The sequence below is a fragment of the uncultured Mobiluncus sp. genome (genome assembly GCF_947254095.1).
In the GTDB taxonomy this organism is placed as follows: domain Bacteria; phylum Actinomycetota; class Actinomycetes; order Actinomycetales; family Actinomycetaceae; genus Mobiluncus.
The window spans coordinates 1-24741 of sequence record NZ_CAMYBV010000023.1 but is presented as its reverse complement, the minus strand read 5'-3'; the positions used below and the strand labels follow the sequence as shown (position 1 = coordinate 24741).

Sequence of the window (24741 nt, the reverse complement as noted above, 5' to 3'; positions counted from 1 at the left end):
CGGGACGTTGCTGGTGAATCTGGTACAGAAATACGTGATTGAACGAGCTGATGAATAGCTCTTCAGGCCGCACGTCCCGAATCTCGTGTAAAACAGTGTCAATCAAGCGGCGAGACATGGCACCGCCTGCCTCGTTAGATTTCACTTCCAGATTGCATTTCATATGGCTATCTCGAAGGAAGGTCAAAAGGTCGGTGAGGAGGGGAATTCTCTCGTGGAGGTAACTGGTGCCGTCACCGAATTTGGCTCCCGCAGAAATCTCATCGAGATCCGAGAACCTCAGGTCATACATTGAACCGCTGCGGTCAGTGGTGCGGTCCAACGTGGAATCATGCAGGATAACAGCGGTGCCGTCCCCCAGAATGTCAACGTCAGTTTCTATCCATTCCACACCGGCTTCGTGAGCCAGCCGGAAGGCTGCCATGGTGTTTTCCGGAGCTTGTCGGTTTAGACCGCGGTGCGCAAAAATCTTCATGGTTTCAGTCTAAGGTTGATTTATGGGCGATGGGTTTGAAACTATCGGGATGCAAAGTCGAGGCCGAGTCGCAAAGTGGTGGACTTTGCTTAAGGACGGCCGAATTCGCTGCGACTTATGCCCCCGCGCCTGTACGCTGCGCGATGGGCAAAGAGGGTTTTGTTATACCCGGATAGCTCAAGGTCAAAAAATGGTGCTCGATACCTACGGGCGGTGTTCCGGAATTGGGCTCGATCCCATCGAGAAAAAGCCGCTGTATCATTTTCTGCCGGGTTCTCAGGTGTTGTCCTTCGGGACCGCGGGATGCAATCTGAACTGTCGGTTTTGCCAAAACTGGGACATCTCCAAAGCCTGGGAAAATGACCGTTTAACCACGACTGTCTCTCCCGGGGAAATCGCGGATTTGGCGCTGCACTACGGGGCACAATCGGTTGCTTTCACCTATAACGACCCCACGATTTTTGCCGAATACGCTATAGATACCGCGAGAGCCTGCCACGCCGAAAAGCTGCGGACAGTAGCGGTGAGTGCCGGGTATATCTGTGCTGAGCCGCGGTGGGAGATGTATGCCGAAATGGACGGGGCCAACCTCGATCTAAAGGGGTTCACTGAAGACTTCTACTGGCATTTGACCGGTGCGCATTTACGGGATGTGCTGGAAACTATTGCCTACGTATGCAACGAAACCGAGTGCTGGGTGGAACTGACCACGCTGCTGATTCCCGGTCATAACGATTCTGACACGGAAATTCGAAACCTTTCAAAGTGGATAGTCGAAAATGTTGGACCGGACGTTCCACTGCATTTCTCGGCTTTCCATCCTGATTGGAAGATGCGTGATGTGCCGCGAACCCCGGCAAAAACGTTGCAGCGAGCGCGGGAAATTGCGCGGAGGGAAGGAATTCGTTTCGTCTATATCGGCAACGTGCGCGACCGTGAGGGGGGAAGCACCTTTTGTCCCGGGTGCGGAGATTCGCTTATCATGAGGGACTGGTTCAATGTTTGCGAAAACACGGTTGGGGAGTCGGGACAATGTCCCCGCTGCGCAACTGTCATTCCCGGAGTCTGGACTTAGTCGCTTTTTCCCTCGAGATAAGAGGAAAAAAGTCCATTAGCGGAGCCGCCGAACCAGGTCGCAATGAGCTTGGCCGCTGCTTTTGCCTTCACCCCATTGTGTACCAGCTGTTCCATTTTTTCCAGGCGCTGCGTCGGGGATTCAGCCTGGCCCCCGTCGGGTGCTCCTTGGACGACGATAACAATTTCACCTAAAACTTCGGGACGTGAGCACAACTCGGAATGCACAGATTCCAAGGTGCCCCTAATAAACTCTTCATGAGTTTTCGTCAGTTCTCGCGCCAGTGCAGCCGGTCGACTGGGGCCGAAAACCTGGACCATGGCGTCCAGCGTCTCGAGGGTTCGGCGGGGCGACTCCAAGAAAATCAGGGACTCGCTGCGAGCCGAGAGAGATTGTAACGTCTGGTACAAAGCAGCGGGCTTCCGCGGCAAGAACCCCACGAAAGTGAAAGAATCTGTCGGCAAGCCCGAACCCACCAAGGCCAGCAACGGAGCGGAAGGACCAGGGAGAACCATAAACGGTATTCCAGCCTGTGCGGCAGCTTGGCTCAGGCGAAACCCCGGATCTGAAATTCCCGGCATTCCAGCATCTGAAACCTGCAGAACCCGTTTGCCGTCGCGGGCTAGGCTCAATAATTCCGGGGTCATTGCGGCTTCATTATGCTCGTGGTAAGCCAACAGGCGGGCGGACATTTCGATTCCCAGGCGGCGGGCTAAATCTCGGGTCCGACGGGTATCTTCGCAAGCCACGACCTCGGCGGTGCGAAGCGCCTCGCACAAACGGGGTGAGCCGTCGCCGACATTCCCGATTGGGGTTCCGGCCAGAACTAGGTTTACTTCCTCAAACACCGGGGGATAATCCATGCTCACCGTTCCATTCTTCCATTAAACTTGAGGCGTGAATATTCCACCTCGACCCGCACCCACGGGAGGCCTCACCGCTCCCACGTCCGGCTTGGCTCTGCTGCTGCGTCCGGGTAGGCCGACCTTCGTGGGAAGCGCTTTCCGAGCTCGGCCCCAACGCGGGGACCGGGAATATCTCTGGGGATGGCTGGGACCCCTGGTGGTGGCTTTTCTGGTGTTTTTGACTCGGGTGGTGCGTCTGGGGGCAATCAAAACCCTGATTTTTGACGAAACGTATTATGTCAAAGATGCCTACGGCCTCATCAAACGCGGCTACGAAGTGCAGTGGCCTAAAGATTACGACCCCACGTTTATCTCCGGGAGTTTCAAAACCCCGCTGGAAGGTTCTTTCGTGGTACATCCCACCGTGGGAAAATGGCTAATCGGGCTGGGAATCAAACTGTTCGGCAATCAACCTTTCGGGTGGCGTATCGCGGTCTGTGTAGTCGGTGCGGTAGCCGTCTACCTGGTGGGGCGCATTGTGTGGGAGCTATTTGGCAACGCCAGCATGGCCACCCTCGCCTCCGTTCTGATGGGTTTGGACGGGGTACAAATTGCCCTGTCCCGCACCGCCATCCTCGACATTATCCTGGAAATGTTTATCCTCCTGGGGGTGCTGTACGTCGTTCGCGATCAACTCAGCTATCGCCCCCGGCTAATCGCTGCCCTCCAAGACATCGACGCGGCCAGACACACTGAACAGTTGCGTCAACGTTTTCGGCGTGCGGGCAGCGAGGGTGCGGAAACCTCGCCGGACGGCAAGCGCCGGGCTGTCGGCTTAGGCGTAGCCCCTGACTATTCTCACTTTGTGCTTTCTTGGGGGCCAAGCTATTGGTGGCGGCCCTGGCTTTTCGCGGCGGGCGTTGCTTTTGGCCTAGCCATGAGCGTGAAGTGGTCGGGGCTCTACGTGGTGGCGGTCTTTGGGATTTTTGTGTTCATTCGGGAACTATCTGCCAGGTGGCGCACCGAGCCGCGCTGGATGGGGTCGTCTGTTCTGACCGGAGGGCTTCCCGCTTTCGTGAACTTGGTGCCGATTGCTTTCCTGACTTACGTGGTTTCCTGGTTGGGATGGTTTACCCATTCACAAGCGTGGGGGCATACCAATCGCGGTTTGGTGGCAGATTGGCTCGATTATCACCGCCAAATTTTCATTTTCCACACCAACTTGGACGCCACCCACCCCTACATGGCTAACCCGTGGGGCTGGCTTTTGCAGCTGCGTCCCACTTCGTTTTATTACGAAGGGGTGCCGGGGGACTGCGGAGCCAGCAGGTGTATTGAGGCGGTCAACTCCTTGGGTAACCCGATTCTGTGGTGGGTCGGATTTGTGGCGTTCATCCTGGTCATGGTAGCGACATTCGGATTCCTCGACTGGCGTGCTGGGCTGATCTTTACCGGATATATGGCCACTTGGCTGCCTTGGCTGGTGTATTCAAATCGAACCATATTTACTTTTTACACGGTGGTTATCTCTCCCTTCATGATTATGGCGGTGGTGTATCTCTTGGGTTTGCTGATGGGGGCTTGGCGAATCACCAAAGACCAGAATTGGACCGGTCGATACAATCTGGTGCCCGACTTGAGCCAAGTTTCCCGAGGCGAGTTCATTACTGCCCTGGTAATCGTAGTGTTCATTTTCATGGCGGCAGTGTTCTTTTTCCCCATCTGGACCGGTATGCCTATGCCTGAAGACCACTACGGGTGGCGAATGTGGCTGAATAATCCCAACACGAAGTGGGCTTACTGGATTTAGGGAACTTACCGGCGGCGTTAGGATAGAGTCATGACTCATATTCTTTCTGCCGTTGCTTGGCCCTACGCTAATGGTCCGCGTCACATCGGACACGTTGCTGGTTTCGGAATTCCCTCGGATGTTTTTTCCCGTTATATGCGGATGCGGGGCCACGATGTACTGATGGTGTCTGGTACTGACGAGCATGGCACGCCAATCTTGGTTGCGGCCGAGGCTGCCGGGCTGACCCCCCGAGAATTGGCGGACAAAAACAACCGGGCAATCGTGGAGGATTTGTGTCAGCTGGGTCTGTCTTACGATTTGTTCACCCGCACCACCACGGGCAATCACTATGAGACTGTTCGCGCCATGTTCAAAGTGGTGCGAGATAACGGCTACATGAAGGTGCAGACCACCCGGGGCGCGATTTCTCCTTCCACCGGACGCACCCTTCCAGACCGCTATATTGAGGGGACTTGCCCCATCTGCGGGGCGGAAGGAGCCCGGGGGGATCAGTGCGATGCTTGCGGCAACCAGCTCGACCCCACCGACCTAATTCGCCCGCGTTCCAAAATCAACGGCGAGACTCCGGAATTTGTGGAAACCGACCACTATTTCTTAGATTTACCGGCTCTCGCCAAAGCCTTGAATGAGTGGCTCGACGACCGGGAAAAGAACGGTAATTGGCGCCCCAACGTCATCAAGTTCTCCAAGAACTTCTTAAAAGACATTAAACCGCGAGCTATGACTCGGGATATTGACTGGGGCATCCCCATTCCCGGGTGGGAGGATCAGCCCAAGCGTCTCTATGTTTGGTTTGACGCGGTAATCGGTTACCTCTCGGCTTCTATTGAGTGGGCGCGTCGTTTTGGCCAGTCCCCAGAGGATTGGCGCCAGTGGTGGAATGACCCCGAAGCTCTGTCCTATTACTTTATGGGCAAGGACAATATCGTGTTTCACTCCCAGATTTGGCCCGCCGAAATCCTGGGCTACAACGGACGCGGAGACTTGGGCGGTCAGCCTGGCGACTTAGGTATCCTGAACTTGCCCACCGAGGTAGTTTCCTCAGAATTTTTGACCATGGAAGGCAAGAAATTTGCCTCCTCGCGCGGAATCGTGATTTATGTGCGCGATATGCTGTCTCGCTACCAAGTCGATGCGCTGCGGTATTTCATTTCTGCGGCGGGGCCGGAAAATCAGGATTCTGATTTTACCTGGAGCGAGTTTGTGCGGCGCACAAACTCCGAGTTGGTGGCCGCCTGGGGCAACCTGGTCAACCGCACGGCCTCCATGATTTCAAAGAAATTTGGCGAGATTCCTCCGGCCGGTGATTTTACGGCTGAAGATCAGACGCTGTTGGATGCTGTCGGTGCCGGATTCGAAACCGTGGGTAGCCTCATCGAAAGCCATCACCAAAAGGCTGCTCTAGCAGAGATTATGCGTTTGGTGGGGGAGGCTAACCGCTACGTAACCACCACGGAGCCTTTCAAGCTAAAAGACGAGTCGCAGCGCGAGAGGCTCGGAACAATCCTGCACGTCCTAGCCCAGGTGGTGACGGATTTGAACCTAATGATGTCGCCATTCTTGCCGACTTCTTCCAACGCTATCGACAAAGTCCTGGGCGGGGCCGGGAATGTGGCGCCCCTGCCGCGAATCGAAGAAGTCGTCGACTTGGATGTGAAAAACGAGGACGGCAGCGACCGCACTTACCCGATTATCACCGGAGATTACCGCCATGCACCGACGTGGGAGCGTCATCCGGTACAGGTGGGGCAAGCGGTGGCGAAACCGGCTCCGGTATTCCAAAAACTCGACGAGTCTGTCGTTGAGGAAGAACACGAACGGTACGCGAACCTGCTGCATAAGTAACACGAAGTTGCGAGGACGCTGGTGAGTAAACGTAAGTCAAAACCAAAGGTGTGGCCGCCCGTACCGGTGAGCGGACAGCCTTTTGACGGCGGGGAAAGGCCGTTTGGTACCGGCAGGCTGTTTGACAATCACACCCATTTGCCTTTGTTGCCGGGGGACTATGCTAGCGATTCCGCCGGAGTGCGGCTCAGCGCGGAAGAACAAATGGAACGGGCGGTACAATCCGGAGTGCAACGAGTCGTTGTCTCTCTGTGTAGCCTTCCGGAAGTTCAGGTGCTGGGTGCCGACCGCGAGCGGTTTTCCGGCTCCGCTTTTGAAAAGGTGCGGTTTGCGGTGGCCATTCATCCTAACGATGCTCCGCGTCACTTGGGGATTTTGGATACGGCGCCGGATAACGTGGTGCAGAAGCGTGAACCCTGGCAGGAAACGTCCCTCGATGACGCTTTAGCGACGGTGGAACGGACAGCCCGTCAATTTCCGGAGGCAGTGGTGGCTATCGGGGAAACCGGTTTGGACTATTTTCGCACTGCCGAAACGGGCAAGGAAGCGCAAAAGCAAGCATTTGCGGCACATATCGAGCTGGCGAAAGCCTTGGATTTACCCCTGCAGATTCATGACCGTGACGCCCATCAGGATTGCGTAGAAATTTTGCGACGCTGTGGGGCGCCGCGAAAAACGGTTTTTCACTGCTTTTCGGGGGACGGTGAGCTGGCCGAAATTTTGACAGAAAATGGCTGGTACGCGTCTTTTGCGGGAAACGTCACCTACCACGCCAACCAAGATATTCAAGCTGGAGCCCTAGCGATGCCAGCTCATCTGCGCCTCATTGAAACGGATGCTCCGTATTTGACGCCCCAGCCCTATCGAGGCCAGCCCAACGCTTCCTATCTCATTGGACATACCGCGGACTTTTTGGCGGAACTAACCCAGGTAACGAATGAGGAACTGCGCGAACAAACTTATCGCAACGCCACGGCCGTCTATGAATTTTAGGATTTATCCAGGTCAGCACCGGATTGTTAGGAAAGTTAACACTGTGAAAGTTGTGGTTTTTGTTGACTAAAGGTGTACAATAGATAACGAGCTGGACATAAATATAACGATTCGGTAACATTTTTGTTGATGGAAGAGAATACTACGAACATGAACGTATCCCCCACACGAGCCCCGCGCCACCTTCAAACAAAGCCGGTTCGGGGTTCTCGAAAGTTTTTTGCGCCTCTCGTCGCCGCTTTGGCAGCCACTTTGGTGCTGGGCACCGGCATCGGCACCGCATTTGCGATGGCGCACAAGACCGCCACCGTGGTTGCCGACGGCAAAGTCCAAGAATTCGGCGGCTGGGGGGCTACCGTATCCGACCTGTTGGCTGAAAACGGCGTGAGTTTCAGCGCTAAAGACTCCATCATCCCCGGACCTAAAACCCCCGTCGAGAACGGGATGAAGATCACTATTGAAAGTTCTCGGGGGTTAACCGTCATGGTTAACGGCGCCCGGAAAGACATCGACACGACCGAAAACTCCGCTAGCGCGGCGATTAAAAAACTCTGGGAAGGCCAAGCGGTGCAATTTGTGGGCACCAGCGGCAAGGATTTGCATGGCGTGCCGTTGGCTCTTTTTGCGCCAGGTGAGGTTTATCAGCTGGTCCACGATGGGGCTACCGCGCAGATGAAAGCCGCGAAGTCCGACATCACCCCGGAGGACATCCTCACTCGCAACAAAGTGAAACTGACCGACTTGGATGCTGTCCAGGTGCTGTTCAACCCCGGCGCGGCACCTATCGTGCAGGTGCAGCGGATCACGGAAGAAAAGGTTACGGCCAGCGAGCCGATTCAGTTCGAAACCGAAACTACCAACGATGATTCGAAGTTCACTGACGAAAAGGTCGTGACGCAGAAGGGCGTGGTTGGAGAAAAAGAGATCACTAAGAAGGTGCGCAGCATCGACGGCGTGGTTTTCTCCGAAGAAATCTTGAGTGAAAAGGTTGTGGCCCAACCGGTTAACGAAAAAGTTACGGTCGGCACGAAGAAACGTCCTGCCTCGCAACCTATCGCCGCAACCGGCGACGTTTGGAGCAAACTGGCATTTTGCGAAGCCGGTGGGCGTCCCGATGCGAACACGGGCAATGGTTTTTACGGAATGTACCAGTTCACGTTACCGACGTGGCGATCAGTAGGGGGTTCCGGTCTGCCGTCTGAGGCTTCGGCAGAGGAACAGACTCATCGGGCTCAGATTCTGCAAGCTCGCTCAGGCTGGGGACAATGGCCGGCGTGCTCCCGGAAGCTCGGTTTGCGCTAAAATTCTGACGTGTTTTTGTTGGGTGCGCGCGACATCTTTGCGCTCTGTGCTGCCCTAAAGGTGTCTCCGAGCAAGAAAAAAGGTCAAAATTTCGTTACCGACCCCGGAACGGTGCGGCGCATTGCGGCCACAGCGGGAGTTTCCCCAGGTGACACCGTTGTAGAAATTGGCCCGGGGCTGGGTTCGTTGACTCTGGCCTTGCTGGAACAGGGCTGTAAAGTTATCGCTATCGAAATCGACCAGCGCCTCGCGGCCGCCCTGCCGGTGACGGTGAGTCAACACGGCGCGAACAGCGCAGACTTGTGCGTCATGACGCAAGATGCTCTCGAAATTAGGGGAGTCTCCGACCTAGACATCCCCGCAGGGTGGGCCGCGCCACGCCAGTTGGTAGCAAACCTGCCCTACAATGTGGCCACCCCCCTGCTGTTGCATTTCTTGGAAGTTTTGCCAGGCCTGGAGGGCGCGCTGGTCATGGTGCAAGCCGAAGTGGCTGACCGCTGGGTGGCCGGAGTCGCTGACGCTGCATACGGGGCGCCGAGTGTGAAACTGGCCTGGTGGGGCAGAGCAAAACGTGCTTTTAAAGTGGGGCGAAATGTGTTTTATCCCGCCCCGAATGTGGATTCGACCGTAGTGGAGTTTCGGCGTTTAGAGGTACGTCAGAGACTGCTGGAGGACCTGAAAGTTAGCCCCGAAGGTTTGACAGATGAGGCAGTCGAGACGTTAAGGAAGGAAGTATTCGCGGCGGTGAACGCGGCATTTTCTCAGCGCCGCAAGACCTTGCGGCAATCTTTGGCTGGATATGCTGGCTCCCCTGATGCGTCCGCCGCTTTGCTTGAGGCAGCCGGTATTGCGCCGGGCCTACGTGCCGAACGTCTCAGTGTCACAGACTTCACAAAAATCGCGGCCGCAAAACTTTATGGAACGAGCGATACAAAATGAGCGGAGTGAGAATTCTCGAAAACCAATCGGGGCGGCGCCTTAAAGTGTTTGCTCCTGGAAAGGTCAACTTGCTGCTCCGAGTAGGAACGCGACCACCAGGACAGCTCCGCCACGAACTATTGACGGTATTTCAGTGCCTGGATCTAGGGGAATACTTGACTGTGGAACCTCGTGATGTAGGCGAAACCGATGTGGTGCACACCGTGCTAGCGCCGGGATTGACCGGACCAAAGAACCTGGATGGACCGGACAATCTGGCGCTCAAAGCACTGGAGTCCTTGCGGGATACCGGCGCCGAAGTCCCTTTCACCAGCATCAAGATTGAGAAAAATATTCCGGTGGCGGGCGGTATGGCTGGCGGGTCAGCCGATGCCGCTGGCATGCTCTACGCGGCGAACGTGCTTTATCAACTGGGATTCACCCTCGCTGAGTTGCAGTCTCTGGGGGCGAGACTAGGCGCGGACGTCCCTTTCGGCCTAACCGGGGGAAACGCCTTGGGACTCGGCTTCGGTGACAATATGCATAGTTTACCGGGCGGTACAAAATGTTATTGGGCCTTAGCTGTTTCCCGCCGTGGACTGTCCACACCAAAAGTCTTTGAGGCTTTCGACCAGCTGGTTCCTCACCCGCAGCCACTGCCCGCTGCGCTCTCACCAGACTTTTTGGCAGCTCTGGACGGGGACGTCACCGAGCTGGCCGGATACCTCCACAATGATCTGCAGGCCGGTGCCTTACACATTTTCCCTGAACTATCCCAAATCATCGCTGCGGCAGAGCATGCCGGGGCTTTGAAAGCCATCGTTTCTGGCTCCGGTCCGACCATCGCCGCCCTATGCTCGGACGCAACTTCCCAAGAAAAAGTGGCGCAGAGGCTTGGCTCCCACCCTTTGGTAGCACGAGTTTTCAGTGCCGTTGGACCGGTAAACGGCGAATATTAGGGCTCCTAACCCGCAAGATTTAACAAATAAAAAGTTGAACTTACATAGCCTTAACAAATTAAGCAGGTAAGTCCTAACGTGAGTTTCCTAACCTGAGATTGCAAATAAAGTTTCAGGAAAGGAAAACCCTTGAACAAGAAATTTTCTCTGATGGCAGGCGCCGCTATCCTGGTCAGCGCCTCATTGGGATTGACAGCTTGTGGCGGCAGCGCAGCAAATGCGGAAAGCGCCGCAGACAAGACGAAGTACCAGGCAGCTGCTTCCATTGATGACTTTGGGGGAATGGAAGGGCTGGAAAAAGCGGCGAAAGCAGAGGGGCAGTTGAACCTCATTGCACTGCCCCACGACTGGTCAAACTGGGGTGGAGTGATTGAGGCATTTAAAAAGAAATATCCCGAAATCACTGTAAACGAACAGAACCCCAATGCGTCTTCGAAAGAAGAAATTGACGCTATTAAGACCAACGCCGGGACAGACAAAGCCCCAGACACCGTTGACGTTGGTTTAGCCGTAGCCGTGGATTCCACGCAGTATTTCGCGGCCTACGAAACTCAAGGGGCGGCAAAGATTGATCCGAAACTTAAGAATAAAGACAAGCTGTACACCCCGGATTACACCGGCGTGATGTCTCTGGGCTGGAATAAGACCAAGTACGGTGACGTCAAGTCCATCGAGGACTTGAAAGACCCGAAGTTTGCCGGCGTTGTCTCGCTCAACGGCAAACCCGCGGAAGCCGGGGCGGCATTCAATGGCTTTATTATGGCGAATCTGGCCAATGGCGGGGATTTGCAAAACCTTCAGCCGGGTCTGGATTTCTTTAAGGAACTCAAGAGTCTCGGCAACTTGAACACCATTGATGTAACCTCGGCCACCATCGATTCCGGTCAGACTGCCGCGGTGTTCGACTGGTCCTACAACCAAATTTCGACTCGTGACCGCTTGAAGGGTCAGGGAGTTGAATGGGGAGTCATCGTGTTTCCCGGCACCGAGGTCGGCAGCTATTACCAGCAGGCCATCAACAAGGAAGCTCCCCACCCGGCCGCGGCACGTTTGTGGCAGGAGTTCCTCTATACTCCAGAAGCTCAGAACCTCTGGATGAAGGGCGGGGCAATGCCGGTGCTGATGGAACAGATGGAAACGGACGGCACCATTGATGCCGACGCCAAAGCCACCTTGATTGAAACCTCTAAGCCTCCGTTAACTTACAGCCCGGATGATTCGGCTCGAATCACCACTTGGTTGCAGCAGAATTGGGACAAGGCTATTGGTAACTAAGCCTGTTCAAGAAGATACACGGCCAGGGAGCTCGGATACTGATCCGGGCTCCCGGCTCGTGCCTACAGACGTAAAACCAGAGGTCAATAAACGAACTGGTTGGCGCGGACAGTTACTAGCCGAGTCAAAGACCTGGTACCCCTCGTCAGGGCGGCGGCGCAAGTCCACGAACCTGGTCACTATCCCGTTTTTCCTCTATGTGGCAATATTCTTGCTCACCCCCACTGCAATCGTGATTGCGGGAGCTTTCACCAGCGCGACGGGTGGATTTTCCCTGGCAAACTTGGCGCGTTTGGGTGAAAAGAACACTCTAGAATCGCTGGGTACTTCAGTTTTCGTCTCCATTGCTTCGGCTCTGATTGGGGCCGTGGTGGGGGCGCTGGCCTGTTATGCCCTAGTGGCTCGTTCCAGCCAAACCGGTTTGCTGCGCCGCTTAATCAATGCCGTATCTTCCGTATTGGCTCAGTTTGGCGGGGTCATGCTGGCTTTTGCATTCATCGCCACCATCGGGATTAACGGTATCGGTACCCAGATTCTGTTCGCGACTACCGGAATTCAACTGGATCCTAACTGGCTGGCCTCCCTGCCGGGGCTGGTGCTGGTTTATTGCTACTTCCAGATTCCCCTGATGATTATCGTGTTCCTACCGGCGATGGACTCGCTGCGTCCCCAGTGGAAGGAAGCGACCCTGAACTTGGGGGGTTCGACTGGGGACTATTGGTTCCGGGTGGCGGGTCCGATTTTGTGGCCGCGATTCCTCGGTGCTTTTTTGCTGCTATTTTCCAATGCTTTTTCCGCCTACGCCACCGCGGCAGCATTGTTTACGCAACGCTCCATCCTGGTGCCGTTGATGATTCAAAGTGCGCTGCGTAATGAGCAAGACATCGGGCAAAACGGGTTTGCTCAGTCGCTCGCCCTGTTGATGGTGGTCGTAGTGGCTGTGGTGATGACAGCTTACGCACAACTGCAAAAGAGGACGGCGAAATGGGAGTAAACCTCACTAATTCCATAAATTCCAAAGCGGAGACCCTGCTGGTAGCGCCCTCTGCCAAGGCCACATCGCGGCGGGCAAGCCGTAAGTGGCAGACACACCTGGGCGTAGCCATTTACCAGTGGGTAATCCTCGTCGCCGTACTGCTGTTTTTATTTATACCACTGCTGGGTATGTTAATTTTTTCGGTGCGGTTTCCCCTCACCGGGGCATGGTCAGGCGGGGCTTGGCAATCCATCTTTAGTTTGTCGGGGACCACCGCTTCCGGGGCAGATATGTCGATTCTGTGGGACGGTGTACTGAATTCCTTGGTATTGAGCGTATTTACCGTGGTGCTGATGCTGGCGTTGCTGTTGCCAACCATGCTGGCGCTAAAAATCCGCCCTTCCAAACTGTCTCGCGTGGTGGAGTTTATTTGTCTGCTTCCCCTCGCGATTCCCGCCATTGTGCTGGTGGTGGGTTTAGGGCCGATATATCGATTTATTTCGATTAACCTGTTGAACACGCATCCAATCTGGCTAGCTTTTGCCTACACCATCTTGACGCTGCCCTTCGCGTATCGGGCGCTCGATGCCGGGTTCTCGACGATTCCGGTAAAGACCCTGGTAGAAGCCGCTCGTTCCCTAGGAGCACCGTGGTCTACGGTCATGTTCAAAGTCATTATCCCCAACCTTCGCGGAGCCATTGGGGCCGCATCCTTTATCACTATTTCCGTGGTGCTGGGAGAGTTCACCATTGCGTCGCTGTTGAATCGCAACAATCTGCAGGTCGCTATTTTCCAGTTGGGTCAAGACGACTCTATGACTGCAACCGCACTGGCTCTGCTGACCATGGTGTTTGGCATCGTGGTGTTGATGATGTTGGAAATCGTGAGCTACGAATTGAAAAAGAAGAGAGAGAAAAATGCCAAATGAGGCTGTTGGTGCCGAGGTTGAGCTTCGGGATCTGAACAAACAATACGGGCGAACCCAGGCGCTAGATCATTTCAACTGTGAATTCCACAGTGGAGAACTCGTTGTGCTGTTGGGACCCTCGGGATGCGGGAAAACGACCGCGTTACGGGCTCTGACAGGCTTGATGCAGGTCGACTCGGGCCAAATTGTGGTCAACGGGCGAGACATCACCCACACATCCGCGGCAAAGCGGAATATGGCGATGGTGTTTCAACAGTATTCCCTGTTTCCCAATATGACAGTACGCCAGAACGTAGAGTTCGGGCTGACGGTGCGCAAGGTCGACTCTAAACATCGCGTCCGTCAGGCTATGGAAGCCCTAGAGATGGTGGGCTTGTCCAACCAAGCCGATAAGTACACTCACCAAATGTCCGGGGGTCAGCAGCAGCGGGTGGCCCTAGCGCGAGCTTTGGTGTTGCGACCCGCGGTGTTGGCTCTCGATGAGCCGCTCTCGGCTTTGGATGCCAAAGTGCGGGTGCAGTTGCGCGGAGAAATCCGCCGACTTCAGCTGCAGTCCGGTTTGACGACCCTGTTCGTGACGCACGACCAGGAGGAGGCTTTGGCTGTGGCCGACCGGGTCGGTGTGATGAAAGACGGTAAGCTGCAGCAAATCGCTGAGCCTTGGGAGTTGTATAACGAGCCCGCGAATGAGTTCGTGGCGACTTTCATCGGTGAATCGAGCCGTATTCCCGCTGTGATTCGGGATGGCTCAGCTTTCGTAGGGGACCAAGAAATTCCGATTCTAAAAACCTCAACGAAACGTACCGACGGGGAAGCCACAATTTTGGTGCGTCCCGAATCCGTGCAGCTGGAGATGGTACAGCCCAACGCCCCCCGATTAGCAAATCAAGGCGTAGTGAAAAACCTGACTTTCCTGGGATCTACCGCGAAAGTCGAGGTGGAGATGCCTTCGGGAATCACGTTGACGTCTCAGATAACGCCTTCGGAATCCATGATGGTCACGAAAGGGCAACGTGTGGCGCTGCGGATTGAGCCGAAAGCTGTATTGGCGGTGTCTCCTGACGACGTCCCCCAATCTAACCCCATAAAAGTGGTGACGCAGGTCGAGGAAAGACAACCTTCGCAGGTTTCCTAGCGAGATTGGGCATCGAAGGGGAGGAGTACCGACCGAAGTAGGCGCGCCAATTCGGTTACGTCCGCTTCGGAAAGATCTCCTAACCAACCCCGTTCCGTAGCCATCAGTGTGGTTATCGCGGCATCGGCGTGCCGCTTGCCGTCTTCGGTGAGTTCCACCAGAATGGCGCGGCGGTCCTCCGGGTGGTCGCAGCGGCGTACCAGTCCGCGTTCTTCTAACCGGTCGATGCGGTTCGTCATGGTCCCGGAGGACACCAGCGATTGCTGCATGAGCACGCCGGGTGTCAGGGAAAAGGGCTCTCCTGCTCGGCGGAGGGCGGAAAGCACATCGAAGGCCCAGGGCTCCAAGTCTACTGAGGAGAACGCTTCACGACGTGCCTGGTCGAGGTGGCGAGCGAGGCGGGAGACTCGGGAGAATACCGAAAGTGGAGTTAAATCGGCATGGGGCAGCAGAGAGCGCCAAGCCTTGAGGATGCCGTCGACTTCGTCACTGTCGGGTAAAGCGGAAGGGGGAACCATAGCACCGTCCTATTGCGGGAAAAATTTCTTTAATACTACTCGAGGTCGAGAATCTTTGTCGCAGAGAAAATCTTTGTGGTCTCGAAATACCTTCCTGGGGACTATTGGAAGTCTCTAGAGGGGTGCTTGCAAAGTGTAAAAAATTTGAGAGTACTGCAAGTACTTGCGATGCTCGCGACATACAGGAAAGTTAAGCAGCCTCGACTTTCTAAAAAAGTTGAAAAATGGCAAAATAGACGGGCGCTGTTTCCGACTGGAAGTTGGTGGCGCACTCCGCCCTGGTGTAATGGCAGCACAGAGGTTTTTGGTACCTTTAGTCTGGGTTCGAATCCTGGGGGCGGAACGTTTTGCTTTTTAGGGGCGGGCAAGGCGTTAGGATAGGAACATGACCAACGTCAGCACCATCGTTATCTTGGCGGCAGGCCAAGGCACTCGTATGAAGTCCAAGAAAGCCAAGGTTTTGCACTCCTTTGCGGGGCGCACCCTGCTTTCTCACGCTATCCACACCGCTATGGAAATCGAACCGGAACGCATCGTGGTGGTGGTTCGTCACCAGGCCGAGGCCGTAGCTGCCGAAGCTCAGGCGGTTAATCCTGACATCGTGATTGCTCACCAGGACGATGTGCCCGGTACCGGTCGTGCCGTGTGGTGCGCCTTGCAAAAGCTGGAGGAACTGGGGGCTGCGACAGGGACTTTGGTGGTGACTTCCGCCGACGTGCCCCTGCTTGATTCCTCCACGATTCTGTCCCTGGCGGAAACTCGCGAGGACGAAGGGGCGGCCTTGTGCTTGCTGACTACCGAGATAGCCAACCCTTTCGGTTACGGGCGAATTCAGCGGGTGGCCGGACACGTCGCCGGTATCGTCGAGGAACGCGACGCGACTTACGCACAAAAGCAAATCAAAGAAGTCAACGCCGGGATTTATGCTTTCGACGCCGAATTCTTAAATCGCTGCTTACCGACCCTGTCGACAAACAACGACCAAGGGGAGATTTATCTGACTGACACCATCAAAGCTGCTCGGAACGAAGGTCTCAGGGTTTCTTCGGTGCTGCTGTCAGACACGGCGCAAGCGGAAGGCTGCAACGACCGGGCGCAGCTGGCCGAACTGCGGGCCGAATACAATCGCCGTCGCACTCGGTACTGGATGCTACAGGGCGTCACCATCATCGATCCGGCTACGACATGGATTGATGCCGACGTGACCATCGGACAGGACACTACGATTTACCCCAATACGCAGTTGCGCCGCCACACCTGCATCGGCGAGGACTGCCGTATCGGGCCGGACTCGACGCTTATCGACATGAAAGTCGGAGACGACGCGGAAGTCTTTCGGGTTCATGGGCTTTCCTCTGAAATTGGAGCACATTCCTACATCGGGCCTTTTACCTACCTGCGTCCGGGAACAATACTGTCGGAAAGCACAAAGGTCGGAGGTTTTTGCGAAACGAAAAACATTCAAGTCGGGCGAGGCACCAAGATTCCCCACCTGTCTTATGTGGGCGACGCCACCATCGGGGAAGGCACCAACATTGGCGCCGCCACTATCTTTGCAAACTACGATGGGGTACATAAGCATCACTCCAATGTCGGGTCGCACTGCCGAACCGGCGCTAATAACGTGTTCATTGCCCCGGTCAATATCGGCGACGGTGTTTATACCGGCGGAGGAACCATCGTCCGTCAAGACATCCCGGAGGGGAACTTAGCGGTCAATGACTTTCAGATGCGTCAAATTCCTGGCTGGGTCGCAAAGAATCGTCCCGAAACTATCGCCGCCATCGAAGCGATGCGGGCTGAGCAAGCCGGAGGGAATCCCCCAGACAGCACGGATGGTACGAAATAGTCCCGGTGGACGAAAGGGACGGTAAAAGCCATGATTAATACCTTTGCAGCAACAGAAAAACTCCGATAAAAGAAGGACACACGAATGGCAGAGTTGTTTGATACCCCGCGCAAGCGTTTGGTGATTGTGTCGGGTCGATCGCACCCCGAACTGGCTGAACAGGTTGCCAAAGAACTTGACGTGGAGGTGCTGCCGACTACGATTTACGACTTTGCCTCAGGCGAAATCTATGTGCGGTACAACGAGTCGGTGCGCGGCTGCGACGTGTTTTGTATCCAGTCGATTTCCGGCAATGTCTCTAAGTGGTTGATGGAACACTTCATCATGATTGACGCCCTGAAGCGAGCCAGCGCCAAGCGCATCACCGTGGTTGCTCCGCTGTACCCTTATGCCCGTCAAGATAAGAAACACCAGGGACGCGAACCGATTTCGGCGCGTCTCATTTCGGACCTGTACAAGACTGCCGGGGCGTCCCGTTTGATGAGTATCGATATGCACGCCTCGCAGGAACAGGGCTTCTTTACCGGCCCGGTGGATCACCTCCAGGCGATGCCGGTGCTGATTGACTATGTCCGCACCCGCGTGGATTTGAACAACGTGACCGTGGTGTCCCCGGATGCGGGCCGGATTCGCGTGGCTGAAAAGTGGGCGAACCGCCTGGGCGGATACCCTCTGGCTTTTGTGCACAAGACTCGTGACACCTCCCGCCCCAATGTGGCTGTGGCCAACCGTGTGGTGGGTGATGTTGAAGGGCGCACCTGCGTGCTGGTCGATGACTTGATTGACACCGGTGGCACGATTGCAGAAGCCGTGGGGGTTTTGAAGCATGCCGGGGCCAAGGACGTGCTGGTAGCGGCCACGCACGCGGTGTTTTCTGATCCGGCGGCAAAGCGCCTGAGCGAATGCGGAGCCCGCGAAGTTATCGTTACGGATACGGTGCCGATTCCTCCGGATAAGTGTTTCCCACAGCTCAAGGTTTTGCCGATTGCGCCGTTGCTGGCCCGGGCAATTCGCCAGGTCTTTGAGGAAGGCTCCGTGACCGCCCTGTTCGAGTAAACCCGGTGTGAGTCCCTGGAGTCTAGGGGTGCATGAGGAATCCCTGAGATTCGATGTCATCCAGGATGGAGGCGCGGCGGTTGCGTACCTTGCCGAGCTTCTGAAAGATTTGATTCGTAAACTTGTCCTCACGCCTGCCCTTATTGCGCAGGTCATAGTATTCGCGCATCTGCGCGTCGTAATCCTTGAGGGCTTCCAGGTAGGAATCCGGACGCACATAAGTGTCGGTCATGACCCGGAATTCTTTGGGCATCCGCGGTTTCAACTGCGGTTCTTCGCCGGGGTATCCCAGCTTAGTCCTAATACTGGGAAAGTGTAGGGGGGCAGTCCGATAGCCTCGATTACCCCCCTGGGCTCGTTCAAAATATTGCCTAAAATATTGGCCCCTAACCCCAACGACTCGGCAGCTATGACCACATTTTGAACCATGAGAACCGCATCGGTGAAAGCTTCCTGGAACGTATCTATCGTGGCAGCCGATTGGGGGTACAAGCCCATCTCCTCCAGAATGGCCGCGCCCCGAGCTAAGTCTGCGATAAACAGCAGATACTCCGGGGCGTGGGCAACATATTCCTGTCCACCTATTTCAGCCAGCTTTTCCCGCTTTGCTTGATCCTTAATCCGAATAATCGAGGCCCCCTGAATCCCGCGGGACGTAGGGGTATGCATGGCTACGTCCATGAGGGTTTGGAAAGTGTCTTCGGGGATAGGATTCGATTTGAACTCGCGGATGGTGCGATGCTCTAGCTGGACATCGATGGTCTCATTCATGAAATTATTGTTTCATACTTTACTTTTAGGTATACCCAAATAATGAATCTAGTCAGATTAATATTTGAACAGCGAGAGGCACAGGAGGTTAACCTTTACACAAATTAGTAAAATTGCGGTGGTTTCGCTATCATTGATGGGTTGCCTCGGCGAGGGGGAGCGCGGCGGTCAAGCCGCAGCGTGAACCGTTATCGACGCGGCCCGGTAACTTTGCTGGATGCCCTTCGCCCGCTTTTGCTTATTGAGCAAGGCGGGTTTTCTGTCTTATGGCAGGAACGGAGTCGTCTGCTCACCCGCGAGGGGAACAACGAAACTTCGGAGAGGAAAGTCCGCAACAGAATTCCGCGGTCCTCCCGGGAAAACGCAAACTGATTATATATTTGGAGGATACAAAACATGGCTGATAACCCCACTTTGCAAGTCGAACAGCGCACGGGTTTTGGTAAGGGATTTGCTCGCCGCGCTCGGGTCGCCGACAAGATTCCGGCGGTACTCTATGGTCACGGCACCGATCCGGTGCACCTGCTGCTGCCCTACCACGAAACTTTCCTGCTGGTGAAGGACAACGTGAATGCCGTTATTTCCCTGAAGGGCCTGAAAGACCCGGCGATGGTCCTGGTCAAGGACATTCAGCGTCACCCGGTAAAGCGCCAGATTATGCACATGGACCTGCTGCTGGTGAAGGCCGACGAAAAGGTGGACGTGGAAGTGCCTATCGAAATCATTGGCGAGCCCATGTCCGGTTTGGTCGCCAACCAGGACCTGTTGAACATGGAAATTTTTGCTCCGGTTATTGCCATTCCGGAAAAAATCGAGGTCAGCGTGGACGGCTTGGAGGATGGCGTGGTGTTGAGCGTGGCCGACATCAAGTTGCCTGAGGGCGTGGAAGCCAAGACCGATCCGGAAGCGATTGTCTTGAGCGTCACCACTCCGCAGGAAGTTGAAATTCCCGAGGCGCCGGCTGCGGAAGAAGAAACTACCGAGGCTGAGGCTGCGGGAGATACCGAAGAATCCGCTGAGTAGTAGCGGTTTTCTGACACTTGCTTGGATTGCTGATGAGCCCCACTCACGAACCACGTTTGGATCCCTCTCGTCTGGTAGACGAGGAGGGAACCTGGCTCGTGGTGGGGCTCGGCAATCCCGGTGAAAAATATGCCGGAACCCGGCACAACTGTGGATACCTGGTGACTGATCGCTTCGTAAAGCAATCTGGCCAAACGTATCGGAATCAGTCTCTGGCGCGTGCGGGAGTGGTGGCGCGCGTGGCAACAGTGAGCTTGGGCTACGGGGTCTATGCCCCCAAGATTATCGTGGCTCACACCGGCTCGTTTATGAACGAATCCGGTTCGGGGGTGAAAGAACTGCTGGATTACTACCGGCTTGGCTCCGAGCGCCTGCTGGTGGTTCATGATGAGTTAGACCTCGAAATGGGTTACGCAAAGCTGAAAGTTGGCGGCAGCGATGGCGGGCACAACGGGTTGAAATCAATCCAAAAGTCTTTGGGTACAAAAGATTTTGCGCGTTTACGCATCGGTATCGGGCGTCCGGTCAAATTGCCCGGCGGGGGTTCTGAGGTCATCAACTGGGTATTAGGACGTATTCCGAAGTCCCAGCAAAGTATCCTCGATGAGGTTTTGGACCGAGCGGTACAATGTGTGACGGATATCGCGGAAAACGGACTGGCGAAAGCTCAAGCCAGGTTACATTTGGGCAACCCCAAGTAAGGGGCGGCGCGTTTCCAAGTCCAGTCTGAGCTGAGGGGGTCAGGTTCATTCATGAGTTTGTACGGTTTACTGGATGAGACCGGGGCTGCTTTGGCAGGCCTGGAGCCTGATGCGGCGGGTTCCGTGTGTGAATACGTGGCGCCACCCGGGTTTTACGCCCCGCTCATTGCGGGTTTGCCCGGTGGTCGCGAAGGTCTAACCGTGGTCCTCGCACCAAGCACCCGCGCCGCTACCCAATTGGCTCGTGAACTGGGAGCCTACACTACTGGAGTGGAGTTGTTTCCTGACTGGGAAACGCTGCCCCACGAAAGGCTTTCCCCTCGCGCCGATACGATGGCGCGCCGGATTTGGGCTTTACATCGGGTGACGCATCCCCATCCGTCAGATGCGGTGCGCTTCCTGGTCATGCCCATGCGGGCTGCGCTAGCCCCGGTGAACGCTCATATCGCCGACTATCCTCTGTTTACGGTGCAGGTGGGAGACACTTATGACCGTGACACCATGGCTGCGGACCTGTTGCGTTTGGGCTACGAACGTGTTGATATGGTGGGGGCGCGCGGCCAATTTGCCGTGCGTGGGGGTCTGATTGACGTTTTTTCTCCCACGGCCGCCCATCCGGTGCGTATTGAACTGTTTGGCGACGAGGTAGACACCATTCGGGCGTTTACGGCAACGGATCAGCGAACTTTCGGCGGCGATATCCGGGAGCTCGCCGCCCCAGCCTGCCGCGAGCTACTCCTCGACGATGCGGCGCGGGAACGGGCCGCCAGCCTGGCCGACCAAATGCCACAGGCTGGCGAAATACTGAATCTGGCGGCCGAGGGTAAGTACGGCGAAGGCTTGGAATCCTTGAGCCCGCTGCTGGGTGCGGAAATGGTGCCTCTGTTTTCCCTGCTGCCGCCCGGAGCCCGTCTGGTGGCGACCGATCGTCCCCGTTTGGAGGCGCGTGCGAAAGAACTGGTGGAAACGACCCAAGAGTTCCTGGCGGCTTCCTGGTCAGCTGCCGCGGGTGGCGGGGAAGTACCCCTGGAGATTGAACAGGCTTCGTTTTTGACCTTGGAACAGCTCCATACCGCCGCCCAAGAGGCGCGTATGGACACCGTGTTCATCTCTCCTTTTGCGGTGGGTGAGAACGCTCAGAACGTGGGGGCGCAAATCGCGATGGAGCCCCCCACCGGAGAAACTGGACTGATTGGTACAATCGGCGATTTGGTGTCAGAAAATTGGAACGTAGTGATTACTACGACCGGTAGGGGGATGGCGAGCCGTCTGCGGGATGTCATGGGAGAGGCGGACGTTCCGGCGAAAGTGGTTGCGGATGCCACAGCGCCGAGCAGCGGCGCGGTACAGATCACGGTGGCCCCCCTGGACGAGGGCTACCAGGTCCCGGCAGCGCAACTATTGGTGGTGAGCGAGGCCCAGGTCTTGGGCAAAAAGAAGTCCCGCCACGCCTCGGACAAGGCCAACCTTCCCGCCAGGCGACGCAAAGCTATTGATCCCCTGACTTTGAATCAGGGCGACTACGTGGTTCACCTTCACCACGGCATCGGGCGTTTCGTAAAACTGGCGAAACGCACCATGGGGCGAGGCCGGGAAACCACCGCGAAAGAATACGTGGTGTTGGAATACGCCCCCAGCAAACGCAACGGTCCCGCCGATCAACTGTGGGTGCCTACTGATTCTCTGGACTTACTCTCGAAGTATGTGGGTGGGGAGTCCCCGGTGCTGTCAAAGATGGGCGGGGCTGATTGGGCAAAAACCAAGTCTAGAGCCCGCAAAGCGGTGAAAGAAATCGCCCGTGAACTGGTGCGTCTCTATGCCATTCGCCAAGCCTCCAAAGGGCACGCTTTCAGTCCGGATACTCCCTGGCAGCGAGAGCTGGAAGACAGTTTCGAGTTTGTGGAAACTCCCGACCAACTCACGGTCATTGATGAAGTCAAGCATGACATGGAACAAACCGTTCCGATGGATAGGCTCATCTGTGGTGATGTGGGTTACGGAAAAACCGAGATAGCGGTACGCGCGGCCTTTAAAGCCGTCCAGGATGGCAAGCAGGTGGCAATTCTAGCTCCGACGACCCTGCTGGTCAGCCAGCACGCCGAAACGTTTACGAACCGTTTTGCGGGATTCCCGGTAACTGTAGCTGCGCTGTCGCGCTTTACTACTACCAAAGAGGCCACTCGGATTAAAGCCGGTTTGAAAGACGGTTCCATCGAAGTGGTAATTGGAACCCACGCCCTGCTGTCGGGCAATGTCCGGTTTAAAGACTTGGGCCTAGTGGTGATTGACGAGGAACAACGTTTCGGGGTGGAGCACAAGGAGGCCCTCAAGGCTTTGCGTGCCGACGTTGACGTTTTGACGATGAGCGCCACCCCGATTCCGCGCACCCTAGAGATGGCCATCACCGGAATTCGCGGCATGAGCACCCTCACCACCCCGCCGGAGGACCGCCACCCGGTCTTGACCTACGTGGGAGCCTACTCGGATAAACAGGTCGCGGCCGCCATCCGGCGCGAACTTTTGCGTGACGGTCAAGTATTTTTCGTACATAACCGGGTGCAATCCATCAACAGGATTGCCGCTCACCTCTCCGAGCTGGTGCCCGAAGCGCGGATTCGGGTGGGCCACGGGCAAATGTCGGAAAAACAGCTGGAATCGGTCATGGTGGATTTCTGGAACCAAGAATTCGATGTGCTGGTGTCCACGACGATTGTCGAAAACGGGTTGGATGTGACCAGTGCCAACACAATCATCGTGGATCACGCGGATCGCTTTGGCCTGTCCCAGCTGCATCAGCTGCGCGGACGAGTCGGCCGCGGGCGGGAACGCGGCTACGCTTACTTCCTCTATCCGCCCGGCAACACTATGAACGAAACGGCTTTTGAGAGGCTGAAAACGATTGGAACCAACACCGGGCTAGGATCCGGGATGGCCATCGCTACGAAAGACCTGGAAATTCGCGGGGCTGGAAACCTGTTGGGCGGCGAACAGTCTGGACACATCGCCGGAGTAGGTTTTGACCTGTATGTGCGCATGGTGGGCGAGGCGGTGGCAGCCTATAAAGGCCAGGAAACCCCCGAAGATACCAGTGTGTCCATTGAGCTGCCCATAGATGCCTACATTCCCGAGGACTATCTGGACGTACAGTCGCTGCGTCTCGATGCCTATACGCGTCTGTCCTCGGCCACCACGGATACGGAAATTGACCAGTTACTGGAGGAAATGACCGACCGCTACGGACGCCCTCCGCAACCGTTGGAACGCTTGGGGGCGGTCGCGAAACTGCGGAACTTGGCGCGGACCCAAAAGGTGCAAGAGATTAAGGTGATGGGCAAATTTATTCGTTTTGCACCCGTTGAACTGGCGGATTCGCAGATGGCGCGTCTGCAGCGCCTGTATCCGGGGGCGCGGCTGAAACTGACCACGCGCGAATTGTTTATACCCGCCCCAACCAGGAAAAATGGGTTGAGCGAAACTCCGATTGTGGACCTAGAACTCATGGAATGGGTAGAGAAAGTCATTCGCGGCGTCATTAAACCCCTGGTTTAAAATTCCCTCCCCGGTCAAAGAAAAGCTAAGATGGGAACGTTGGGCCGGACTATTGAAGGGAAAAACGATGGCGGAACAGTCCCTTGTGACCAAAACCACTAAAACCGCAACCAAGCTGATGACGGGCGTCGTCGCGCTGGCGTTCGCGGGGGGACTGCTGAGCGGATGCGAAGCAAAACCAGGAGTAGCCGCTTATGGTGACGGATGGGTCGTCACCGAAACGCAACTTGGAACTGTCACCAAAGAACTGGCTGAAGCGGGAATTAACCTTAACGACACGCCGGATATGCAGACCGCACGCATTTATGCCCTGCGCTACCTGCGGACTCTCAACGAAGGCGGCAAGGATTTGCTCTCGCAGTGCCCGCAGCTCGATGAAATTAAAACCGACCTGTTTAAGGTGGACTCCGCACAGATGTCACCGGAAACTCGCGATGTCATGCAACTGTTGTTGTGTGCTACCGCCACGGATCCGAAGGCCGCTAACGAGCTGGGCGTACCACCGGTCAATTCGCAGTTGGCGGCCCAGATTGAACAGGCTTATCAGGCTGGTTCTGACCTAAAGAAGGCGAAGCTGTCGAATCGGATGAATCAAGCTGTCCAGATAATTCAGCAGCGTGCCGCGCAGATGCAGATGATGGGTCAAGCGCAGCAGTAAGCGAAAACTGCGGTGGGAGCCGGAAAGTTAAATCGAGAAAAATTTGTTTGTCCGGGGAGAAATCCCCGGACAAATG

Annotated in this window: 22 protein-coding genes and 1 tRNA gene; 18 read left to right on the top strand and 5 right to left on the bottom strand. The window is 55.8% G+C overall.

The window, feature by feature from the left end; genetic code table 11:
• The coding region (locus Q0X47_RS07740; protein WP_297724643.1) for a glycerophosphodiester phosphodiesterase family protein at positions 1-475 on the bottom strand (475 nt) is incomplete at its 3' end.
• A 22-nt stretch (positions 476-497) separates the two neighbouring features.
• Here Q0X47_RS07740 and amrS point away from each other — a divergent pair.
• Complete coding sequence (gene amrS / locus Q0X47_RS07735) at positions 498-1550, top strand: AmmeMemoRadiSam system radical SAM enzyme (protein ID WP_297724640.1); 1053 nt, start codon at positions 498-500, stop codon at positions 1548-1550.
• On the opposite strand, the gene rsmI is transcribed toward amrS, so the two are convergent.
• Positions 1547-2413: a 16S rRNA (cytidine(1402)-2'-O)-methyltransferase gene (gene rsmI, locus Q0X47_RS07730; RefSeq protein WP_297724648.1), complete on the bottom strand. Its 867-nt coding sequence runs from the start codon at positions 2411-2413 to the stop codon at positions 1547-1549. The two genes, amrS and rsmI, sit on opposite strands and share 4 nt — an antisense overlap.
• 127 nt (positions 2414-2540) lie before the next feature.
• On the opposite strand from rsmI, the gene Q0X47_RS07725 reads away from it, so the two are divergent.
• The 10 genes from Q0X47_RS07725 to Q0X47_RS07680 all read left to right on the top strand — a co-directional run bounded on the left by Q0X47_RS07725 (position 2541) and on the right by Q0X47_RS07680 (position 14540).
• On the top strand, positions 2541-4205 hold the full coding sequence (locus Q0X47_RS07725) for a dolichyl-phosphate-mannose--protein mannosyltransferase (RefSeq protein ID WP_297724646.1): 1665 nt from the start codon (positions 2541-2543) through the stop codon (positions 4203-4205).
• A gap of 30 nt (positions 4206-4235) precedes the next feature.
• Positions 4236-6053, top strand: a complete 1818-nt coding sequence (gene metG / locus Q0X47_RS07720) for a methionine--tRNA ligase (RefSeq protein ID WP_297724637.1) — start codon at positions 4236-4238, stop codon at positions 6051-6053.
• A gap of 21 nt (positions 6054-6074) precedes the next feature.
• Positions 6075-7046: a TatD family hydrolase gene (locus tag Q0X47_RS07715; RefSeq protein WP_297724634.1), complete on the top strand. Its 972-nt coding sequence runs from the start codon at positions 6075-6077 to the stop codon at positions 7044-7046.
• A gap of 129 nt (positions 7047-7175) precedes the next feature.
• A complete protein-coding gene (locus Q0X47_RS07710) occupies positions 7176-8348 on the top strand; it encodes a resuscitation-promoting factor (RefSeq protein ID WP_297724631.1) in 1173 nt (390 codons plus the stop codon).
• 9 nt (positions 8349-8357) lie between these two features.
• Positions 8358-9287 (top strand): 16S rRNA (adenine(1518)-N(6)/adenine(1519)-N(6))-dimethyltransferase RsmA, encoded by a 930-nt coding sequence (rsmA, locus tag Q0X47_RS07705; protein ID WP_297724628.1) that lies wholly within the window; start codon positions 8358-8360, stop codon positions 9285-9287.
• On the top strand, positions 9284-10225 hold the full coding sequence (gene ispE, locus Q0X47_RS07700; protein ID WP_297724625.1) for a 4-(cytidine 5'-diphospho)-2-C-methyl-D-erythritol kinase: 942 nt from the start codon (positions 9284-9286) through the stop codon (positions 10223-10225). The genes rsmA and ispE overlap by 4 nt, the downstream gene beginning before the upstream one ends.
• 129 nt (positions 10226-10354) lie before the next feature.
• Positions 10355-11500, top strand: a complete 1146-nt coding sequence (locus Q0X47_RS07695) for an ABC transporter substrate-binding protein (RefSeq protein WP_297724622.1) — start codon at positions 10355-10357, stop codon at positions 11498-11500.
• A gap of 58 nt (positions 11501-11558) precedes the next feature.
• The gene (locus tag Q0X47_RS07690; protein ID WP_297724619.1) at positions 11559-12494 is read left to right on the top strand and encodes an ABC transporter permease subunit; all 936 of its coding nucleotides are present in this window, start codon (positions 11559-11561) and stop codon (positions 12492-12494) included.
• Between the two features lie 170 nt (positions 12495-12664).
• Positions 12665-13405, top strand: coding sequence for an ABC transporter permease (locus Q0X47_RS07685; protein WP_297724616.1), 741 nt, complete (start codon positions 12665-12667; stop codon positions 13403-13405).
• A complete protein-coding gene (locus Q0X47_RS07680) occupies positions 13395-14540 on the top strand; it encodes an ABC transporter ATP-binding protein (protein ID WP_297724613.1) in 1146 nt (381 codons plus the stop codon). Before Q0X47_RS07685 ends, Q0X47_RS07680 begins: the two co-directional genes overlap by 11 nt.
• Here the strand turns inward: Q0X47_RS07680 and Q0X47_RS07675 are convergent.
• Positions 14537-15058 (bottom strand): MarR family winged helix-turn-helix transcriptional regulator, encoded by a 522-nt coding sequence (locus Q0X47_RS07675; protein WP_297724610.1) that lies wholly within the window; start codon positions 15056-15058, stop codon positions 14537-14539. The two genes, Q0X47_RS07680 and Q0X47_RS07675, sit on opposite strands and share 4 nt — an antisense overlap.
• 272 nt (positions 15059-15330) lie before the next feature.
• Between Q0X47_RS07675 and Q0X47_RS07670 the strand changes: the two genes are divergently transcribed.
• The 3 genes from Q0X47_RS07670 to Q0X47_RS07660 all read left to right on the top strand — a co-directional run bounded on the left by Q0X47_RS07670 (position 15331) and on the right by Q0X47_RS07660 (position 17963).
• A tRNA-Gln gene (locus Q0X47_RS07670) sits at positions 15331-15401 on the top strand.
• 42 nt (positions 15402-15443) lie between these two features.
• A complete protein-coding gene (glmU, locus tag Q0X47_RS07665) occupies positions 15444-16907 on the top strand; it encodes a bifunctional UDP-N-acetylglucosamine diphosphorylase/glucosamine-1-phosphate N-acetyltransferase GlmU (RefSeq protein WP_297724607.1) in 1464 nt (487 codons plus the stop codon).
• Between the two features lie 84 nt (positions 16908-16991).
• On the top strand, positions 16992-17963 hold the full coding sequence (locus Q0X47_RS07660) for a ribose-phosphate diphosphokinase (RefSeq protein ID WP_297724603.1): 972 nt from the start codon (positions 16992-16994) through the stop codon (positions 17961-17963).
• A 22-nt stretch (positions 17964-17985) separates the two neighbouring features.
• On the opposite strand, the gene Q0X47_RS07655 is transcribed toward Q0X47_RS07660, so the two are convergent.
• Positions 17986-18195 (bottom strand): hypothetical protein, encoded by a 210-nt coding sequence (locus Q0X47_RS07655; RefSeq protein ID WP_297724600.1) that lies wholly within the window; start codon positions 18193-18195, stop codon positions 17986-17988.
• A gap of 29 nt (positions 18196-18224) precedes the next feature.
• A complete protein-coding gene (locus Q0X47_RS07650) occupies positions 18225-18734 on the bottom strand; it encodes a nitroreductase family protein (RefSeq protein ID WP_297724598.1) in 510 nt (169 codons plus the stop codon).
• Between the two features lie 396 nt (positions 18735-19130).
• On the opposite strand from Q0X47_RS07650, the gene Q0X47_RS07645 reads away from it, so the two are divergent.
• The 4 genes from Q0X47_RS07645 (at position 19131) to Q0X47_RS07630 (ending at position 24665) form a co-directional block, all read left to right on the top strand.
• On the top strand, positions 19131-19757 hold the full coding sequence (locus tag Q0X47_RS07645; RefSeq protein WP_297724595.1) for a 50S ribosomal protein L25/general stress protein Ctc: 627 nt from the start codon (positions 19131-19133) through the stop codon (positions 19755-19757).
• Positions 19758-19789: 32 nt separating this feature from the next.
• Entirely contained in the window at positions 19790-20458 is a 669-nt protein-coding gene (gene pth, locus Q0X47_RS07640; protein WP_297724592.1) for an aminoacyl-tRNA hydrolase, read from the top strand.
• Positions 20459-20509: 51 nt separating this feature from the next.
• Positions 20510-24007 (top strand): transcription-repair coupling factor, encoded by a 3498-nt coding sequence (mfd, locus tag Q0X47_RS07635; protein ID WP_297724589.1) that lies wholly within the window; start codon positions 20510-20512, stop codon positions 24005-24007.
• A gap of 67 nt (positions 24008-24074) precedes the next feature.
• Positions 24075-24665: a hypothetical protein gene (locus tag Q0X47_RS07630; RefSeq protein ID WP_297724586.1), complete on the top strand. Its 591-nt coding sequence runs from the start codon at positions 24075-24077 to the stop codon at positions 24663-24665.
• Positions 24666-24741: the final 76 nt, after the last annotated feature.

Coding starts and splice junctions, on each gene's coding strand:
- mfd (WP_297724589.1), top strand. CDS start 20,510: ATGAGTTTGTACGGTTTACTGGATGAGACCGGGGCTGCTTTGGCAGGC.
- Q0X47_RS07680 (WP_297724613.1), top strand. CDS start 13,395: ATGCCAAATGAGGCTGTTGGTGCCGAGGTTGAGCTTCGGGATCTGAAC.
- metG (WP_297724637.1), top strand. CDS start 4,236: ATGACTCATATTCTTTCTGCCGTTGCTTGGCCCTACGCTAATGGTCCG.
- Q0X47_RS07645 (WP_297724595.1), top strand. CDS start 19,131: ATGGCTGATAACCCCACTTTGCAAGTCGAACAGCGCACGGGTTTTGGT.
- Q0X47_RS07710 (WP_297724631.1), top strand. CDS start 7,176: ATGGAAGAGAATACTACGAACATGAACGTATCCCCCACACGAGCCCCG.
- Q0X47_RS07655 (WP_297724600.1), bottom strand. CDS start 18,195: ATGACCGACACTTATGTGCGTCCGGATTCCTACCTGGAAGCCCTCAAG.
- Q0X47_RS07650 (WP_297724598.1), bottom strand. CDS start 18,734: ATGAATGAGACCATCGATGTCCAGCTAGAGCATCGCACCATCCGCGAG.
- ispE (WP_297724625.1), top strand. CDS start 9,284: ATGAGCGGAGTGAGAATTCTCGAAAACCAATCGGGGCGGCGCCTTAAA.
- Q0X47_RS07660 (WP_297724603.1), top strand. CDS start 16,992: ATGGCAGAGTTGTTTGATACCCCGCGCAAGCGTTTGGTGATTGTGTCG.
- amrS (WP_297724640.1), top strand. CDS start 498: ATGGGCGATGGGTTTGAAACTATCGGGATGCAAAGTCGAGGCCGAGTC.
- glmU (WP_297724607.1), top strand. CDS start 15,444: ATGACCAACGTCAGCACCATCGTTATCTTGGCGGCAGGCCAAGGCACT.
- Q0X47_RS07675 (WP_297724610.1), bottom strand. CDS start 15,058: ATGGTTCCCCCTTCCGCTTTACCCGACAGTGACGAAGTCGACGGCATC.
- Q0X47_RS07685 (WP_297724616.1), top strand. CDS start 12,665: ATGTTAATTTTTTCGGTGCGGTTTCCCCTCACCGGGGCATGGTCAGGC.
- rsmI (WP_297724648.1), bottom strand. CDS start 2,413: ATGGATTATCCCCCGGTGTTTGAGGAAGTAAACCTAGTTCTGGCCGGA.
- pth (WP_297724592.1), top strand. CDS start 19,790: ATGAGCCCCACTCACGAACCACGTTTGGATCCCTCTCGTCTGGTAGAC.
- Q0X47_RS07630 (WP_297724586.1), top strand. CDS start 24,075: ATGGCGGAACAGTCCCTTGTGACCAAAACCACTAAAACCGCAACCAAG.